The sequence below is a fragment of the Klebsiella sp. BIGb0138 genome (assembly GCF_004342285.1).
Classification (GTDB): Bacteria; Pseudomonadota; Gammaproteobacteria; order Enterobacterales; family Enterobacteriaceae; genus Klebsiella.
The window spans coordinates 79,610-95,563 of sequence record NZ_SMCV01000002.1; the positions used below are offsets into that span (position 1 = coordinate 79,610).

Genomic DNA, 15,954 nt, shown 5'->3' on the forward strand with positions numbered 1-15,954 from the left:
AGCCGTTACTAGCGCTGTTTACCCCCCCCATCCAGCGCTTCCATCACGGGACTCAGCAGATAGCTCAGGATTGTCCTGCGTCCCGTTTTTATTTCGCCGGTGACCTGCATTCCCGGCTCAAGAGGCTTTTCCTCTCCTTCAACCAGCAACGTTCGCCGTTTCAGGGAAATCACCGCCCGGTAAACCAGCCCCAGCTCCCGATCCTCAATAGCATCGGCCGAGACCTGCCGGAGTTCACCCGCCACCCAGCCATAGCGGGTGAAGTCAAAGGTACTGATTTTCACCGCCGCCTTTTGCCCGGGCCGTAGAAAACCGACGTCCTGGTTCCTGACCATGACTTCCGCTACCCGTTCACCGCTATCGGGAACGATCTTCAGCAGCTCCTGCGCAGGCTCCACGGCGCCGCCGGCATCCCTGAAGACCAATGACTCCACCGTTCCGCTAACCGGCGCGCGCAACAGGTATTGTGCGCTCAGGGACCGGAGCTGATTGAGCTGGGTTTCCAGCACCCGGTTTTCATCGCTGCGCTCCGCGCGCTCTTTGGCAAGGGCATTGGTTTTATCGGCCGTTCTGGCCTGCGCTTCTTCATCTATCTGATAGAGGCTGTCACGCACCTCCTGTAAGCGGGTTTCTGCGGCCACCACCCGATGGCGGGACTCGGTATATTTTTTCCCGCTCTCCAGCAGGCTGTCCCGACTGGTGAGCTTTTTCTGGTACAGTGATTCCAGCGCCTGATACTGTTCTCTGAAAACCGGCAGCAAATTTTCAGCCAGCGCTTTTTCCACCTGCCCCTCAGCCAGCTGCGCCAGCAGAACCGCTCTTCTGCTGTCAAACACCGCTTTTTCACGGCGATCCGCCTCGATTTCCGCCGTTAGCCGTAACGCCGCCTGTTCCGCCAGGGCAGCATCCTCTTGTTGATACGCGGGAGGAAGCTGAGCGGCAACGATCCCCTGATGATAGTAATGGTCAAGCAATGTCAGGCGCGCGATGTGAAACCGGTTAATACGCTGACGCAGCCGGTTCTCTTTTATTTGCGCCTGTAAATGGCCGTCGTTAAATTTGATCAGCGGCTGCCCCTGGGCCACGTGCATCCCCTCCCGCACCATCACCGCCGCAACTTCTGCGGTGACCGCGGCATTCACCGGGCGCGACAGTTCGCTCACCACGATTTTCCCCTGCGTCACGGCAACAATATCAACTTCGCCCCAGGCTGCCCATAAGAGCGCCGCGGACATCGTCAACATCACGCACCAGATGATGCCCCTGCCCGCAGGCGAAGGCGGCGTATCCTGAACTTCCAGCACCGCGGGGAGAAATTCCCGGTAGCGCTTCATCCGGCCATCCCCTGCTGTAGCGCATATAAACGCGCGTACAGACCATTCTCGGCAAGCAGCGCAGCATGCGTTCCCTGCTCGCCGATACCGCCCCTTTCCATCACGATAATACGGTCGGCCAGCCGCACGGCGGACAGGCGGTGGGCGATAATAAATACCGTCCTCCCCCGGCATATTTCCGTCATATTATGCTGAATAATGCGCTCAGACTCGTAGTCCAGTGCGCTGGTAGCTTCATCCAGAATCAGCACTTTGGGATCGGTTATCAGCGCGCGGGCAAGGCCGATACGCTGTTTCTGCCCGCCGGAAAGCTGCCCGCCGTGTTCGCCAACCGGTGTGTCATAGCCCATCGGCAGTTCACTGATAAACTCATGGGCGCCGGCCAGCGCGGCAGCGGCCATCACCTCCTCCTGAGAAGCATCCGGCACGGCAAGGGCGATATTCTCCCGCAGGGTACCGGAGAAAAGCTGAGTTTCCTGTAACACAACGCCAACCTGACGGCGTAACCATTGCGGATCGGTATGGGCAATATCCGTACCATCGATAAATATCTGGCCGGCAGAAGGTAAATACAGCCTTTGCATCAGCCTCGCCAGGGTACTTTTCCCCGAGCCAGAGCGCCCCACAATGCCAATGACCTCACCTGGCCTTACGGATAACGTCACTCTGTTCAGTACCTGGACGCCGCCGGGATGGTAGGCAAAACTGATCCCGGCGAACCTTACCGCCCCCTGCATTTGGGCGAGCGCGATGCCGCTCACCGGCTGTTGTTCGGTAGGCATATTCAGAATATCCCCCAGCCGTTTGATGGAAACCGAGACCTGCTGGATGTCCTGCCATAGCTGTACGAGGCGCAGCACCGGCGCGGTAACCTGACCGGCAAACATGTTAAAGGCAATCAGGGCGCCGACCGTCATTTCGCCCTGAATAACCTGCTGCGCGCCGTACCACAGGATCGCCACGCTGGTTACCCGGCTGATAAAGCGGGAAATCTGCCCGGCTATATTGCCCAAATTCTGCGTTCTGAAGCAGCTGCTGACAAAAGCGGCGATTCGGGTATCCCAGCGACGGACCATATGATGCTCAACCGCCATCGCTTTCAGCGGCTCGATCGCCGTGATGCTCTCCACCAGAAAAGCCTGATTTTGTGCTCCCTGACGAAACTGATCGTTGAGACGGCGGCGTAGAGATGGCGTGATAATTGCCGATAAAATGGCATAAAAAACCAGTGAAATGATGACGATAAGGGTCAATGGAATACTGTAGAACGCCATGACGACAAAAAAGATCACCATAAAGAGCAGATCGGTACAGAGCGTCAAAGCGCTGCCGGTGAGAAATTCCCGTACCGTTTTGAGTTCGTGAACCCGCGCGACGGTCACTCCTGCCTGCCGTTCCTTAAACCACGCCAGCGGCAGAGCCAGAAGATGACGAAAAAGCAACGAGCTCAGGGTGACATCAATTCTTTGCGCGGTATGTGCCAGCTGGTAGGTTCGGAGTCCATCCAGCATGACTTCAGCAACGGTAACGCAGAGCATTCCCAGCGCCAGGACGTCCAGCGTCGTCAGACTCTGATGGGCCAAAACTTTATCAACCACAACCTGGAAAAAAAGGGGGGTGATCAATGCCAGCAGCTGAATAAAAAATGAGGCCAGCAAGACTTCACCCACCAGCCTGCGATACTGCATAAACGCCTGCCAGAACCAGCGCAGATTAAACTCGTTAGCCAGCTTCTCCACAGAGAAGCGCTGGCTAAATAAAAAACCGCCGATCCTGGCCCCCTCCACAGGCGAGTACACGGAGGGTTGCGGCCGATCGACCTCCTGAACCAGCCATTGCCCGTCCTTAACCGCCAACAGAACGATATATCCCCGATCGGGTAAATGAACCAGCGCCGGCAGAGGTAAGCGCGAAGTAACGCGCAGGCGGGGATAGTAGCGACAACGAAAGCCACAATGGCGGGCCGCACGCACCAGTTGCAGGGTGATGTGATGTTCCGTATCGACAAAAAATTGCTCACGCAGGGCGCGGATATTCACCGCCGTACCGTGGTAGCGGGCGATCAATCGCAACCCCTGCCATAGATTATCATCCGATGACATAACGCAGCTCCACTAATAGCCAACGGCTGTGCGCTAGCTTTCCACCGTCGTTTGCGCGGTAGCCAGCGGTATAGCAACCCCGGCATCGTCCGCATCATCAACGTCTCCCGAGGCCAGAAACTGGCAGATCTCCTGCTTCAACAGCGCAATGTCTGCCGTGCTTTCCGCGGTGTCCATGACCGGTAAAGGAATATTGTGTTCGATATAATTCAGCACATCCTCCGGCAGCCATAGCGTGCCATCGGCGAAGGCGATCTGCTCCACCTGATAGTAGTCCAGACTGAAGTAACCCCGGATAATCACGCTGTCCGCCCGGTCGCGGAAGCTGAGCACCAGGCTGTCATGGCCCTGCACCCGCTGCCGGGAAAGTACTGCCTGCTCCGCCAGCAGCCCTTCTCCCAGCCGCAGCGTGTCCGTCCCGCTGCTCTCGATAATCGTGTCCTGTCCGTCTCCGGCGTTAAAGAGGTAAATATCGTTACCGCTGCCGCCTTTCAGGGTGTCTTTTCCCGTTCCGCCGTGGAGCAGATCGTTGCCGAAGCTGCCGTCGAGGGTGTCATCTCCCGCCTCGCCGTACAGCGCATTGTTGCCGCTGTCCCCGGTCAGCACGTCATTTCCGCCCCCGGCGCGGATCTCACTCCCCTCCCGGTAGGCCTGCAGGCTCTGCGCCGCCGCCGTTCCCGCCAGCAGCATCGCCTTCACGGTGGCCACGTCCCAAACCGTGCCGTCGGCAAAGACAATCTGCTCCACCTGATAGTTGTCCAGACTGAAGTACCCCTGGATAATCACGCTGTCCGAACAGTCGCGGAAGCCGAGCACCAGGCTGTCATGGCCCTGCACCCGCTGCCGGGAGAGTACTGCCTGCTCCGCCAGCAGCCCCTCCCCGAGCCGCAGCGTGTCCGTCCCGCTGCTCTCAATAATCGTGTCCTGCCCGTCTCCGGCGTTAAAGAGGTAAATATCGTTACCACTGCCGCCTTTCAGGGTGTCTTTGCCCGTTCCGCCGTGGAGCAGATCGTTGCCGAAGCTGCCGTCGAGGGTGTCATCTCCCGCCTCGCCGTACAGCGCATCGTTGCCGCTGTCCCCGGTCAGCACGTCATTTCCGCCCCCGGCGCGGATCTCACTCCCCTCCCGGTAGGCCTGCAGGCTCTGCGCCGCCTCCGTTCCCGCCAGCAGCATCGCCTTCACGGCCGCCACGTCCCATACCGTGCCGTCGGCAAAGACAATCTGCTCCACCTGATAGTTGTCCAGACTGAAGTACCCCCGGATAATCACGCTGTCCGCCCGGTCGCGGAAGCTGAGCACCAGGCTGTCATGGCCCTGCACCCGCTGCCGGGAAAGTACTGCCTGCTCCGCCAGCAGCCCCTCCCCGAGCCGCAGCGTGTCCGTCCCGCTGTTCTCAATAATCGTGTCCTGCCCGTCTCCGGCGTTAAAGAGATAGGTATCGTTACCGCTGCCCCCTTTCAGGGTATCGTTCCCTTTCCCTCCCCACAGTACATCGTTCGTGTTTTTTCCCGTCACGACATCCGCATTGTCACTACCGATAAATGTCAACGCCTCAGGAATCCCTAATCTCATGCGGACGTCCGCAAAGGATGGCAGGTATTCCATATATGCATACAAGACATTACTCACCCGCAAATAACGCTCCATATCCGTATGCATCAAAGTATTCAGATGTGCCTCAAATGCTTCAAAGTTCAGCGTCAAACCGCTGAGATCGGAGTCAAGTTGCAGATGAATGAAATCAAAATCGCTGGCATACAGTGTTGAGGTCAGCAGGCAGGCTTCGGTATAGGCAGCAAAACGGAGGTATTCATCCTGTAATAAGGCCGCGGCGTTGCTCAGAGGGTTAACCGTACCGTTAACCGTGTTCTGGTATCCCCTGCCAGCAGCGGTTTCGATAACCGCAAGCTTGCGGGCATCGATATAGCTCCCGCGACTGTTTTCCGCGATATCCGCTACGCCAGCCCAGGTAAAAAGGAGCTTTTCGATGAGGCCAGACGCTTTAGCGACCAGAGGATCGGCCACAAACTGCTGAACCAGTGCGATAAGTTGCGGATTAAGACTCATCGCCGTATGCAGATCGGCCATATTGCCAAACCCGCGGATATACGGTAGAGCCTGAATTTCAGCGGACAGGGTGACATTGCCTGTGTAGCGTGAGTATCCCTTGTTCGCCGCAAACCAGACGTCCGTCGATTGGCCGACAGAGCCATCGGTATGCGTAATGCTGCCGGTTTGCCGGTGGGCATTTCCCTGTTCATCAACATATTGCGACGTGCTGTATCCGGTGCCAATGGCAGCCACACCGGCCTCTTCGAGAGAAAGTAACTCTCCTTCGTCAACCCGACCATTACTGTTACCATCCTGCCAGATACGTAACGATGCCCAGATAGCGTCATTGCTGTTCAACTGCCCGTCTTTATTTTCATCCAGTTCCTGCAAGGCCTGATAGCCATTGGCCGCCAGTTTGCCATTTTTCAGCAGCGTATTATTGCCAAAGAGTTCACTGCCGCTATCAATCTGCCCGTTGCCATCACGATCAAATATCAGTAACCCGTCGTCCGGAGCCACCCAGCCGGTATTTTCCGCAAACTGATTACCATCATGATCGAAGAAAACACCGCTGCTGATGGATAGGGTTTCGATGCCATCGCCGTCAAGGTCAATAATAATGGGGCTGGCCTGGTTTTCCGCGTTTGACATATCGGGTCCTTCTGACGAAAGAAACGAATCCAACATACCAGGAGGAAGAATAAACCGCCCTGTTTCAGCATCAAAAAGCCCATATTTATTCACACTATCAAGCCAGATCCCTGCCATAGTTTTCGCCGTGTCTGATGTCAGGAATGATGCAATTCCCAGGGCTGTCGCCACTCCGGCAACAAAGGGATTAGCTGTATATCCTGCAACAATTGTGGCTAAATCGGCCCCTACACCTAACCAGTCACTAACCGTATCAGTTCCGTTTTTATATTTATCCATTAAGTTTGTGGTAGAAAAAACAGCACCAAACTTTCCGCTAATAACCTTGGAAAACTGCTCATCGGCCGGAAATTTATACTTAAATTGCAACTCAAGAACAGACTGAACAAGATCAGCAATGGCTGCGGCCGTATCCATTGAGGCAATATCTTCACTATCTTTCATATACTATTACCATTAATAATTCTAAGTATGCAAATGATGTCATATAGCACCACCGATAAAGCGACTGCACCATGTCTCAATAAATCAACAATGGAGCAACAGTCTCTTTCAGTGACATCACCTCTTCCATAAACAAGTTTCAACTTACTGGGGAAGATCAATGTCTTATAAATCAAAATAAAACAAAACAGAACCGCAACAAAGAAAAAACAGCAGAAATAAAATTCCCATTGATAACCATATATTGATTTCTTATACAATGCATATCCAATGATTTCAAAAGCAAGTGAGCACAAAAGCAAAAAACTCATCTTCGAAGAATTTTTTCTTAATAAATATTTCGTCTCAACACCATCATATCTCATTACCCCACTCCCTTCAAACACTCCGTTCAATATAACAACCAACAAGTACTTTATTACAACACTCACTCATTACATTTAAATCACCTATCAAATGACAATACAAAGAGTCATTTTTGACAGTTATTGTGTATGGCATAACGGCATCCTTCTAAAATCATTTACCATAAACCCGACCAAACTTAAAAGTATATTCAACAAAATCCGGATGGTGACTATATATGTCGGGAATAATTATGTGCCGCCCTTTATCTAGCCAAAAACTGACATAGTACCGACCAGTTCCTGCACGATCAATGAGATAAATAGTTTCATTCCCACCTCTCCCATTTTCTGTTGGAATTTTTATTTCCCGAACAAATTTATCATTCGCAATTCTATAAATATTAATTTCCCCTTCAACTTCCTTTTTGAACAAAGTGAAAACCTCACGCTCCCTTTCCATGAACTTCTTTATTTCAGGCTGATAATCCTTACTGCTTTTATTGGCGGACAATCCTGTATCAAAAAGTATGCTGATGTTGTAATCCCCTGGAATTCCCACTTCCACATAGAACTGCTTAGGAGACAGTTTTCTTAATGGCTTGTTACCAACGTTCCCCTCTGCTGTGGATTGCTCCACTGCTGCACTGGATTGCTCCGCGCGAGTATATGGCGATATGACCAGGATAAACAATCCGACCAGAACAGCAACAATACGCCAGCAGCGTTTTATAAAAAATATGTTTTGGGGCGAATCAGACTGCCTTTGCCTGAGGGTGATACAGAGCTGACCTTGCATACAAAATCCTTATACTTGTTAGTGCTAATTTAATTGGATTTTATTTACTCCTGTTCCTCAATGAGATCAAACGAAATCAGACAATAATTTTATTGTTATAAAATTCAATATATTAATCTGTTCTTTCATAAAAGAAAGCAAGTATATTCATTCATTGTATTTATCAAATACAGAATAATATTCACTAAAGAAACCAATGAAAGAAAGTCAGATTTTTATTTCATCATAAGTAATATAAAAGATCTTATGCTTTTGTCTTTTTCATTCTCCATCGTGATAAATAAAGACCTCTGTCTCTGGCTTTTATCAATGGCCTTGCCATTATCATCCAATTCGACAAAATGCTCGGCCGCAAGCCCTGCTGTTTTCTCACCAACGGATTATTATTGCGGCTGAGGAATACGCCACAACAAGTATGGGGGACGGCAATGCCTATAATCTTCGAAACCGCAGTTCGGTTACGAGCGTTTGTCCAGATGTTGAAGGCGGACACCAGACGACTACTTCCGCTGCAAGCTGTCGGCGTATTTGCGCGTCAGGCGAAACAGCGCCTCTACCTCTTCCTCAGCCCACTCTGCCAGCACCTGATTCATCAGTCGTGTCCTCGCCACCGCGATGCGTTCAACCACTGTTTTTCCCTGCTCGCTCAAGGTGACTTCGCTGATCCGCCGATCGTGGGCATTAGGCTGTTTTAGCGCCAGCCCCTGCGCCTCCAGTTTTTTTACCTGCCGACTGACGGTGGTGTAGTCCCGTCCCAGGCTATCCGCCAGCTCAACCACCCCAACCGGACCATAGCGCCCGATGGCCACCAGCAGCGGAAACAGGATCTGATCGAGCTGAACGTCTGCCGCCTGCAGCAGCTGTTCATCACGGACGGGCTGATTCATCACGCTGATAATATCGAGCAGCGCGCCGTGGAAATCAGTGATGTCGTAAACATTATGTGCATATTGCATATATTTTTTAACCGGGTATAGTGCCGTTATCCATTATGTGCATTTTACACATAATTGCCTTCAGGAGATAACATTATGAAAGCAGCCGTCGTTTTCGATCTGCAGCAGGGTCCTGTCTGGGCCGATTTTACACATCCACAGGCCGATGCCCGTCACGCCCTGGTAAAGGTGAATGCCGCCGCCATCAGCCATGTGGTGAAAGGTCGCGCCTCCGGTAAGCATTACAGTTTCGACGGCCGGCTACCATTTGTGGTCGGCATCGATGGCGTCGGAACGCTTGCCGATGGGCAGCGGGTCTATTTTGCCTTCCCTGCTGCGCCCTGGGGCAGCATGGCGCAGTGGGCGCCGGTCCCCCATGAAAACTGCCTGCCAATACCGGACGGGCTGGAAGAGACCACCGCTGCGGCGATGGCTAATCCCGGTATGTCCGCGTGGGCCGCGCTGGTTAAACGCGCCGGGTTCAAAGCGGGTGAAACCGTGCTGATTAATGGTGCGACCGGCAGCGCCGGGCAGCTTGCGGTGCAGGTCGCACGTTTCCTGGGTGCCAGAAAAGTCATTGCTACCGGGCGGAATGCGCAGGCGCTGGCCGCCCTTGGCGCCGATGTTTGCATCCATTTAACGGCGGACGATCCGACGCTGCACGCGCAGTTTAGCGAGCAGGCCGCGCAGCAGATTGATGTGGTCGTGGATTATTTATGGGGTCATAGCGCCGAATTACTGTTGCCGGCGCTGGCAAAACAGAGCCCAGGTCACGCGCCGGTGCGCTATGTGCAGGTCGGCTCGCTTTCCGGCGCTGAAATTGCGCTCAACGGCGCGGTGCTGAGAGCCGCCCCGCTACAGCTGATGGGCAGCGGTATTGGCAGCCTGTCGATGTCGCAGCTGCTGGCGGCTACCGGTGAAATGTTGCAGGCCGCCGTGGCGGGCGGTTTTACTATCGCCATCACTCCCCTTCCGCTGAGCGAGGTGGCGAGCGCATGGCCGCGCGATGACAGCCAGAAACGCACCGTTTTTGTGATTAATTAAAAAAAATCGCTTCCGCACAAAAGATGGGGTTGATATCTTAGATGAGAACTATTATCTTTCTCATTACCGAATAGTTGAGCAAAACACTCAGGTATTCGGTACGACATTGCTCACATTGCTTCCAGTATTTTTCGCCCGCACTTGTGCGGGCTTTTTTTTGTCACGCCCTCTGCTGGCAAACGCTGAGCACCTGCTGACGTAACCACCTGTGGCCAGGCTCTTGCTCCTGGCGAGGATGCCACATCTGTGAAACGGTAATCTCCGGGGTTTTAACCGGGAGCTCAAAAACAACCACGCCCTCGGGCACGCCATAGCGTAGATAGGATGCCGGCACCAGCGTAAGCAGCTGAGAACGACAGGCAACCGCCAACGCAGCCGCAAACCCAGGTACCACAGCGGCAATTTTACGGCTCAGGCCGCATTGCGCTAACGCGTCATCCACGGGTCCGCGGACCATTCCGTGGCGGGAAGCGATCACGTGCTCGCAGGCAGCGTATTGCTCCCGGCTCATCTCTCCAGACTGCGCCAGCGGATGGGTGGTACTGAATACGCCAACAAAACGGTCGCGAAACAGCGCCTGCAGGCGAATTTCCGGCCCCATATTTTTCAGGACGCCAATCTCGAGATCCACCCGCCCATCGCGCAGAAATTGCGGGTCTTTCTCACTCTTCGCGACAAAGTTAAGCATCACCCCCGGCGCCTGCGCCGCACAGGCGCGAATCAATGCCGGACCAAAGGTTTCGACAAATCCCTCATTAGTCCGCAAGGTGAATGTTTGTTCCAGCGTCGGGAGATTGAGCGGCGCAGCCGGGCTGTGCAATACCGATCGCATCTCGAAGACCACATTTTGCGTTCGCGCTTTTATGCTTTGCGCATGGGGCGTTAGTACCATTTTACGCCCGGCTCTCACCAGTAACGGGTCGCCGGTCACAACGCGCAGGCGGGTCAGCGTACGGCTCATTGCCGAAGCGCTAAGGCCCAAGCGCCGTGCCGCCCTCGCGACGCTCTCTTCCGCCAGTAAAACATCCAGCGCGACAAGTAAATTAAAATCGGGGTCGTTCATCTGCGTTCCTGAATTGAGATAAGGCGTTTGTTGCATCTTATAACTGCAAATGCTGCGTCTTCCGCCTGATATATCCTATCACTATAGTCAGAGACTCACGTTTTACTTAAGGAGTTTGATTATGACCACGATCGTTCGTCCGACAGTACTGATTGTCGGCGCTTCACGCGGGCTCGGCCACGCCATGGCGGGAGAATTCCTGCGCCATGGCTGGAATGTGATCGGCACCGTACGCGACATTCAGCATCCCACTCCGCTTCATCAACTCGCGCAGGACCACCCTGAGCGGGTGCGCATGGAAACGCTGGATATTTGTGATGCTGACCAGCTGGCCGCGCTGGATACAAAGCTCGCCGCTGACCGCCTGGATATGCTGTTTGTCAATGCGGGAACTACCAATCGCGATCCGACGCAGACCATCGGCGAAGTCTCCAGCGAGGAGTTTATTCAGGTGATGCTGACGAATGCCCTTGCGCCAATGCGGGTGCTTGAACGTCTTCAGCACCATGTGGCTGCACAGGGATTACTGGGCGTGATGTCCTCAGGTCAGGGCAGCCTGACCAATAACATCAGCGGCCAGCGCGAGCTGTACCGTGGTAGCAAAGCGGCACTCAATATGTTTATGCGCAGTTTTGCCGCCCGTTCGCCGTCACATCCGCTGGTGGTGATGGCGCCGGGCTGGATCCGCACCGCGCTAGGCGGCGACGACGCGCCGCTGAGTATCGAAGAGACGATTCCTCATCTGGTTACCGTTCTGCTGGCAAAACAGCAGAGGCCTGGCCTGGAATACCTGGATTATCAAGGAAGAACCGTTCCGTGGTGAACCCGGCATCCCGCTCTCTTTCAGCGCGTACCCGCCCTGAAAGAGAGCGGGACGATTAGCCCGCAGAGTGCATCCCCCACCGCGGCAGGACGCCGGTGTTGAATTTGACGCCGGAACAGCCATCGCCAGGAAGATCGTCTCATATCAAAAAAAAGACAGCATCATGAATGAATGCTGAAGAGATATAAAATAAAACGTAAAAAAGAATCCCAACTATCCTATTTCATTCTTAAAAAATCACCTAACAACGTATCAAAGAAAATAAATATCCTTCAGTTTGTTATTTCACTCACAAAAAATGTCTATGAAACCGTCTATCTTCAGGAAAAAACACAATTTGTGCTTTATCCTGAACACGAATAGAGGTTACGAGGACGCGCCACTATATGCTGAAAGGAGAAAACGAAAAGATAGCATCCCGCCTGAAAGAAGCACGAGGGATGCGAGGGGTTTCACAAAAAGCACTAGCCGAGATGTGCGGCTGGACTCAATCTCGCATTGGCAATTATGAGTCGGGAATACGTTGCATCGGCGTCAGTGATGCAATAATTTTATCCAAATTTTTAGGGATGGCGCCTGCTGAGCTGATGTTTGGTAAAGATGACAGCATGTCCTTATGCAATGATGAGAAAAAATTACTGCATATATTCAGGCAGTTACCAAAGCCCGATCAAAAACAAATGCTACGAGTATTTAGCCGCAGATTAAAAGAAATTGATGAATATGTCGAAAAATACCTTAAGGGCCGTCATCCACGTTAAACGCCCTTTTAAATCTACTACACACGCAAAGGTAACTGAAGGTAATGGAAAACTTCAAATTAAGACTTAAAAATCACATTGAACATGTCAAAAATGTTGGTATTCATTGCACAACTGAAGAAACAACCAAACAGGCATTGATATTACCGTTTTTGGATACTCTTGGCTTTAATTCGTATGATCCGCAGAAAGTAAAAGCAGAATATGGTGCTGATTTCCCCGGTGTAAAAGCGGGAGAAAGAGTCGACTATGCTCTCTTTTGCCAGGGGGTGCCGGTCATGTTCATTGAGGCAAAAGCCTTTAAAGAGAAGATTGATAACCACTGCCCACAGCTTTCACGCTACTTTAACTGTACTCCAGAGGTAACAATCTCAGCGATAACAAATGGATTAGAATGGCGTTTTTTCACTGATCTCCAGGAAAAAAACATCATGGACCCAACACCATTCTTAAGAATTAGAATGGACAGCATTACTGACGCAGATGCCGAGCAACTATTTAGGTTTCGTCATGATAAATTTAAACCTGAAGCGCTAAGAACTCTTGCTGAAGAAAGCGTATACATCTCCGCCTTCTCAAAAGTTATAAGCTCTAGCCTGAAAGATATTGATTCTGAATTTGTAAGATATGTTGCATCGCGTGCAAATATTGGTCGTCAACTCAATCAACGATTTATTGACTCAATCACACCTTTAGTCAGAGAGGCGGTACAACGTTCCGTTAGCGCTATGGTGGTATCCGGTCTTTCCGCAAATGCGCAGATCGTCGATGAAACGACTGCTCAAGAAGTCAGTGAGGTCGCGGTCACTGACGCCGCAGCCGATGTGGTTGATCCAGATAATCCAAACATTGTGACAACACCAAATGAGCGTTCGCTTTTTGAAAAGATAGTTTCAATAATAGGTGCCGATAAAGATGTTCAGGCTAAAGATACTGAATCATATTATGGTGTTCTCTATCAGGGAAAAACAAACAGATGGATCGTGCGCTATTATGATAAAAAGAGCCGTTCGTCTATACAAATACCTATTGAATTAACACCAATTGCAATCAATGAGATCTCACGAGCCCGACTTGAGCATGATGGTACAAGAATATACCTCGACAAACCTGAGGATATTCTAAGGATATCAGGATTGATATTAGATGCTTTCCAGTATGTAACCAATGATGAAAACTTCAAAAAGAAAAAAAATGAAACCGCCTGAAGCATCCTAAATCCCGCTATATGCGGGATTTTTTAACAACCTTTCTGAATGGTCAACATCGCCAGGACCACAGCCGGTCGAGGACATCAATATCCACAGTTTTGCGCAGGTACCGGCGACCGGTGTTGAATTCTCGTCAGCGATTTTCATCGCGGCTTCTGGCTTTGCACAATGGGGAGTGGTATGAGATCGAGGATTGATGATAGCCACGGCCGCCGCCCTGGCGCTCGAACCAACGCAATCAGACTGGCGTGTAGATTGTCTATTTAATGTAGGAATCCAGTACCTTCAATACCACCTCCAGATCCTCCGCTCGTTTCGTCTCTTCTCCCTCATGAACGATATGCTCTACCAGATGGCCCTTTATGACCTCACGCATTAACCCATTTACCGCCCCGCGTATCGCGGCAATCTGCTGCAGTACCGCCGCACATTCATGCGGTTCATCGAGCATTTTTTTCAGCGCAATAACCTGGCCCTGAATCTTGTTGGTACGGGCTTTAAGCTTTTGCTGGTCACGGATTGTATGCGACATACTGAAATCTCTTACGCAAAAAAACGTGCTTAACTATACCATTACCATTCTACTGGGGGGTAGTATATTGTACTGGGGGGGAGTAGAATTCCGACATTGCACATTCTCAGGAATCTTTCCCATGCCCGAATTTACCGCCCTTCTTCAGCAAGGGAATGCCTGGTTCTTCATTCCCAGCGCTGTTCTGCTAGGCGCCCTCCACGGGCTGGAACCCGGGCATTCAAAAACGATGATGGCTGCGTTTATTATCGCCATAAGAGGCAGTGCCAGGCAGGCTGCCATGCTTGGTCTGGCGGCAACCCTTTCCCATACCGCTATCGTGTGGATCATTGCCTTTGGTGGAATGTATATCAGCCAGCGATTTACCGCCGAATCGGCTGAGCCGTGGCTGCAGCTGGTTTCTGCGGTCATCATTCTGGCTACCGCATTCTGGATGTTCTGGCGTACCTGGAATGGAGAGAGAAACTGGCTTGCTGCTATCCAGGAAAGCGAAAAACAGCACCATCACGATGAATCAAAGGTGATCGATACCGGGCATGGCAGCGTTGAAGTGTCCATTTTTGCCGAGAATCAACCTCCACACTGGCGTTTACGCACGCTCAGCGGCAGGAAATGGGAGGCCAATGGGGTGTCATTAGTCACACAACGTGAAGGAGGTACATCCTCTCAGGTTTTTGATTTTGTTGATCATGGTGAGTACCTGCAATCCGCATCAGCGATTCCTGAACCACATGCTTTCAGCGTCCGTCTTTCTCTGGGCCATCGCGGCCATGTTCACGATTATGCCCTGCAGTTCCATGACCATGGGCACCCTCATGACCCCCCCACGCTCGATGGGTTTGATGTGAACTCAAAAGCGTATCAGGACGCCCACCAACGGGCGCATGCTAACGACATTCAGCAACGCTTTAGCGGGAAAGAGGCCACAAACTGGCAGATTTTGCTGTTTGGTCTGACGGGGGGATTGATACCTTGTCCGGCGGCGATTACGGTCATGTTAATCTGCATTCAGCTAAAAGCGTTGGCCCTGGGAGGAGCCCTGGTGGTTTGTTTCAGCATTGGGCTGGCCCTGACGTTGGTTACGGTTGGCGTTGGCGCTGCGGTTAGCGTCCGCCAGGTTGCAAAACGCTGGCCTGGTTTGAACACGCTTGCCAGAAGAGCCCCTTATTTTTCAAGCGCATTGATTGCCGCCGTGGGAATTTATATGGCGATCCACAGCGGACTCAGCCTGGTGCGCTGAGGTTCGCTAATAAACAAAAATCGGGGTAAAACTCACCACAGAAAAAGGATTTTTCCAATGCGTGGCGGACAGCGTTAGCCAATAAAGTCATCGCGAGTGGCACCGGGTAAAAATAAATAAGCGCCTGAGCGCAATACCGGTGAATTGACAGCTAAATTTCCAACGGGCGTCGTTCTGGCCTTTACCCGTCAGCTGGAATATTTCAGGCTTCAGAAACCACACAACCCTGCCATGAGGCAGGGTTGTGTGTAGAGATTGATCCGCCATCGAGGACTCGAACCCCGAACCGTAGAGGTAGAAGCTCTATGCTCTATCCCGTTGAGCTAATGGCGAATTTAACTCATTTAAATTGCAGAGACATTGCCAGCAGAAGGACCTTTCTGGCCATCCTCAACGGTAAACTCAACCTTCTGGCCTTCGTTCAGCGTTTTAAAACCGCCGCTCTGGATGGCAGAGAAATGCACAAACACGTCTTTGCTACCATTATCAGGGGTGATAAAGCCAAATCCTTTGGACTCATTAAACCATTTTACTAAACCAGTCATTTTGTTAGACATAAATAATACCTTTCTATAAACAGTAGCCTTACGGCGAAATGGCCTTCGCACAGAAAACAATT

At 51.8% G+C, this 15,954-nt stretch carries 13 protein-coding genes and 1 tRNA gene; 5 read left to right on the forward strand and 9 right to left on the reverse strand.

Annotation, left to right across the window (positions count from 1 at the left end):
* Positions 1–8 precede the first annotated feature (8 nt).
* The 5 genes from EDF73_RS04795 to EDF73_RS04820 all read right to left on the reverse strand — a co-directional run bounded on the left by EDF73_RS04795 (position 9) and on the right by EDF73_RS04820 (position 8,682).
* On the reverse strand, positions 9–1,334 hold the full coding sequence (locus EDF73_RS04795) for an HlyD family type I secretion periplasmic adaptor subunit (protein WP_132726491.1): 1,326 nt from the start codon (positions 1,332–1,334) through the stop codon (positions 9–11).
* Positions 1,331–3,436 carry a type I secretion system permease/ATPase gene (locus tag EDF73_RS04800; protein ID WP_132726493.1) on the reverse strand — a complete coding sequence of 702 codons (2,106 nt, stop codon included), beginning with the start codon at positions 3,434–3,436 and terminating at the stop codon, positions 1,331–1,333. Before EDF73_RS04800 ends, EDF73_RS04795 begins: the two co-directional genes overlap by 4 nt.
* 33 nt (positions 3,437–3,469) lie before the next feature.
* Positions 3,470–6,139 carry a calcium-binding protein gene (locus tag EDF73_RS27920; protein ID WP_165905648.1) on the reverse strand — a complete coding sequence of 890 codons (2,670 nt, stop codon included), beginning with the start codon at positions 6,137–6,139 and terminating at the stop codon, positions 3,470–3,472.
* Positions 6,140–7,102: 963 nt separating this feature from the next.
* Complete coding sequence (locus EDF73_RS04815) at positions 7,103–7,726, reverse strand: hypothetical protein (RefSeq protein ID WP_132726501.1); 624 nt, start codon at positions 7,724–7,726, stop codon at positions 7,103–7,105.
* 500 nt (positions 7,727–8,226) lie between these two features.
* A complete protein-coding gene (locus EDF73_RS04820; protein ID WP_132726502.1) occupies positions 8,227–8,682 on the reverse strand; it encodes a MarR family transcriptional regulator in 456 nt (151 codons plus the stop codon).
* Between the two features lie 75 nt (positions 8,683–8,757).
* Between EDF73_RS04820 and EDF73_RS04825 the strand changes: the two genes are divergently transcribed.
* Positions 8,758–9,705, forward strand: coding sequence for a zinc-binding alcohol dehydrogenase family protein (locus EDF73_RS04825; RefSeq protein ID WP_132726504.1), 948 nt, complete (start codon positions 8,758–8,760; stop codon positions 9,703–9,705).
* 160 nt (positions 9,706–9,865) lie between these two features.
* Here EDF73_RS04825 and EDF73_RS04830 read toward each other — a convergent pair whose 3' ends face one another.
* Positions 9,866–10,768 (reverse strand): LysR family transcriptional regulator, encoded by a 903-nt coding sequence (locus tag EDF73_RS04830; protein ID WP_132726507.1) that lies wholly within the window; start codon positions 10,766–10,768, stop codon positions 9,866–9,868.
* Positions 10,769–10,889: 121 nt separating this feature from the next.
* Here EDF73_RS04830 and EDF73_RS04835 point away from each other — a divergent pair, with 121 nt between their 5' ends.
* The 3 genes from EDF73_RS04835 (at position 10,890) to EDF73_RS04845 (ending at position 13,560) form a co-directional block, all read left to right on the forward strand.
* On the forward strand, positions 10,890–11,591 hold the full coding sequence (locus EDF73_RS04835) for an SDR family NAD(P)-dependent oxidoreductase (protein WP_132726509.1): 702 nt from the start codon (positions 10,890–10,892) through the stop codon (positions 11,589–11,591).
* A gap of 386 nt (positions 11,592–11,977) precedes the next feature.
* Positions 11,978–12,352 carry a helix-turn-helix domain-containing protein gene (locus EDF73_RS04840; protein ID WP_132726512.1) on the forward strand — a complete coding sequence of 125 codons (375 nt, stop codon included), beginning with the start codon at positions 11,978–11,980 and terminating at the stop codon, positions 12,350–12,352.
* 44 nt (positions 12,353–12,396) lie between these two features.
* Entirely contained in the window at positions 12,397–13,560 is a 1,164-nt protein-coding gene (locus tag EDF73_RS04845; protein WP_132726515.1) for a type I restriction endonuclease, read from the forward strand.
* A 262-nt stretch (positions 13,561–13,822) separates the two neighbouring features.
* Here EDF73_RS04845 and rcnR read toward each other — a convergent pair whose 3' ends face one another.
* Complete coding sequence (gene rcnR, locus EDF73_RS04850) at positions 13,823–14,095, reverse strand: Ni(II)/Co(II)-binding transcriptional repressor RcnR (protein ID WP_132726517.1); 273 nt, start codon at positions 14,093–14,095, stop codon at positions 13,823–13,825.
* A 121-nt stretch (positions 14,096–14,216) separates the two neighbouring features.
* Between rcnR and EDF73_RS04855 the strand changes: the two genes are divergently transcribed.
* The gene (locus EDF73_RS04855) at positions 14,217–15,335 is read left to right on the forward strand and encodes a nickel/cobalt efflux protein RcnA (RefSeq protein ID WP_132726520.1); all 1,119 of its coding nucleotides are present in this window, start codon (positions 14,217–14,219) and stop codon (positions 15,333–15,335) included.
* A gap of 259 nt (positions 15,336–15,594) precedes the next feature.
* Here EDF73_RS04855 and EDF73_RS04860 read toward each other — a convergent pair.
* Positions 15,595–15,668, reverse strand: a tRNA-Arg gene (locus EDF73_RS04860).
* 11 nt (positions 15,669–15,679) lie between these two features.
* A complete protein-coding gene (locus EDF73_RS04865) occupies positions 15,680–15,892 on the reverse strand; it encodes a cold-shock protein (RefSeq protein WP_132726522.1) in 213 nt (70 codons plus the stop codon).
* Positions 15,893–15,954: the final 62 nt, after the last annotated feature.

What these genes read in the sequence shown, in the direction of transcription:
- EDF73_RS04865 (WP_132726522.1), bottom strand. Translation starts at nt 15,892, where the DNA reads ATGTCTAACAAAATGACTGGTTTAGTAAAATGGTTTAATGAGTCCAAA.
- EDF73_RS27920 (WP_165905648.1), bottom strand. Translation starts at nt 6,139, where the DNA reads ATGTCAAACGCGGAAAACCAGGCCAGCCCCATTATTATTGACCTTGAC.
- EDF73_RS04795 (WP_132726491.1), bottom strand. Translation starts at nt 1,334, where the DNA reads ATGAAGCGCTACCGGGAATTTCTCCCCGCGGTGCTGGAAGTTCAGGAT.
- EDF73_RS04840 (WP_132726512.1), top strand. Translation starts at nt 11,978, where the DNA reads ATGCTGAAAGGAGAAAACGAAAAGATAGCATCCCGCCTGAAAGAAGCA.
- EDF73_RS04825 (WP_132726504.1), top strand. Translation starts at nt 8,758, where the DNA reads ATGAAAGCAGCCGTCGTTTTCGATCTGCAGCAGGGTCCTGTCTGGGCC.
- EDF73_RS04845 (WP_132726515.1), top strand. Translation starts at nt 12,397, where the DNA reads ATGGAAAACTTCAAATTAAGACTTAAAAATCACATTGAACATGTCAAA.
- EDF73_RS04815 (WP_132726501.1), bottom strand. Translation starts at nt 7,726, where the DNA reads ATGCAAGGTCAGCTCTGTATCACCCTCAGGCAAAGGCAGTCTGATTCG.
- EDF73_RS04835 (WP_132726509.1), top strand. Translation starts at nt 10,890, where the DNA reads ATGACCACGATCGTTCGTCCGACAGTACTGATTGTCGGCGCTTCACGC.
- EDF73_RS04820 (WP_132726502.1), bottom strand. Translation starts at nt 8,682, where the DNA reads ATGCAATATGCACATAATGTTTACGACATCACTGATTTCCACGGCGCG.
- EDF73_RS04830 (WP_132726507.1), bottom strand. Translation starts at nt 10,768, where the DNA reads ATGAACGACCCCGATTTTAATTTACTTGTCGCGCTGGATGTTTTACTG.
- EDF73_RS04800 (WP_132726493.1), bottom strand. Translation starts at nt 3,436, where the DNA reads ATGTCATCGGATGATAATCTATGGCAGGGGTTGCGATTGATCGCCCGC.
- EDF73_RS04855 (WP_132726520.1), top strand. Translation starts at nt 14,217, where the DNA reads ATGCCCGAATTTACCGCCCTTCTTCAGCAAGGGAATGCCTGGTTCTTC.
- rcnR (WP_132726517.1), bottom strand. Translation starts at nt 14,095, where the DNA reads ATGTCGCATACAATCCGTGACCAGCAAAAGCTTAAAGCCCGTACCAAC.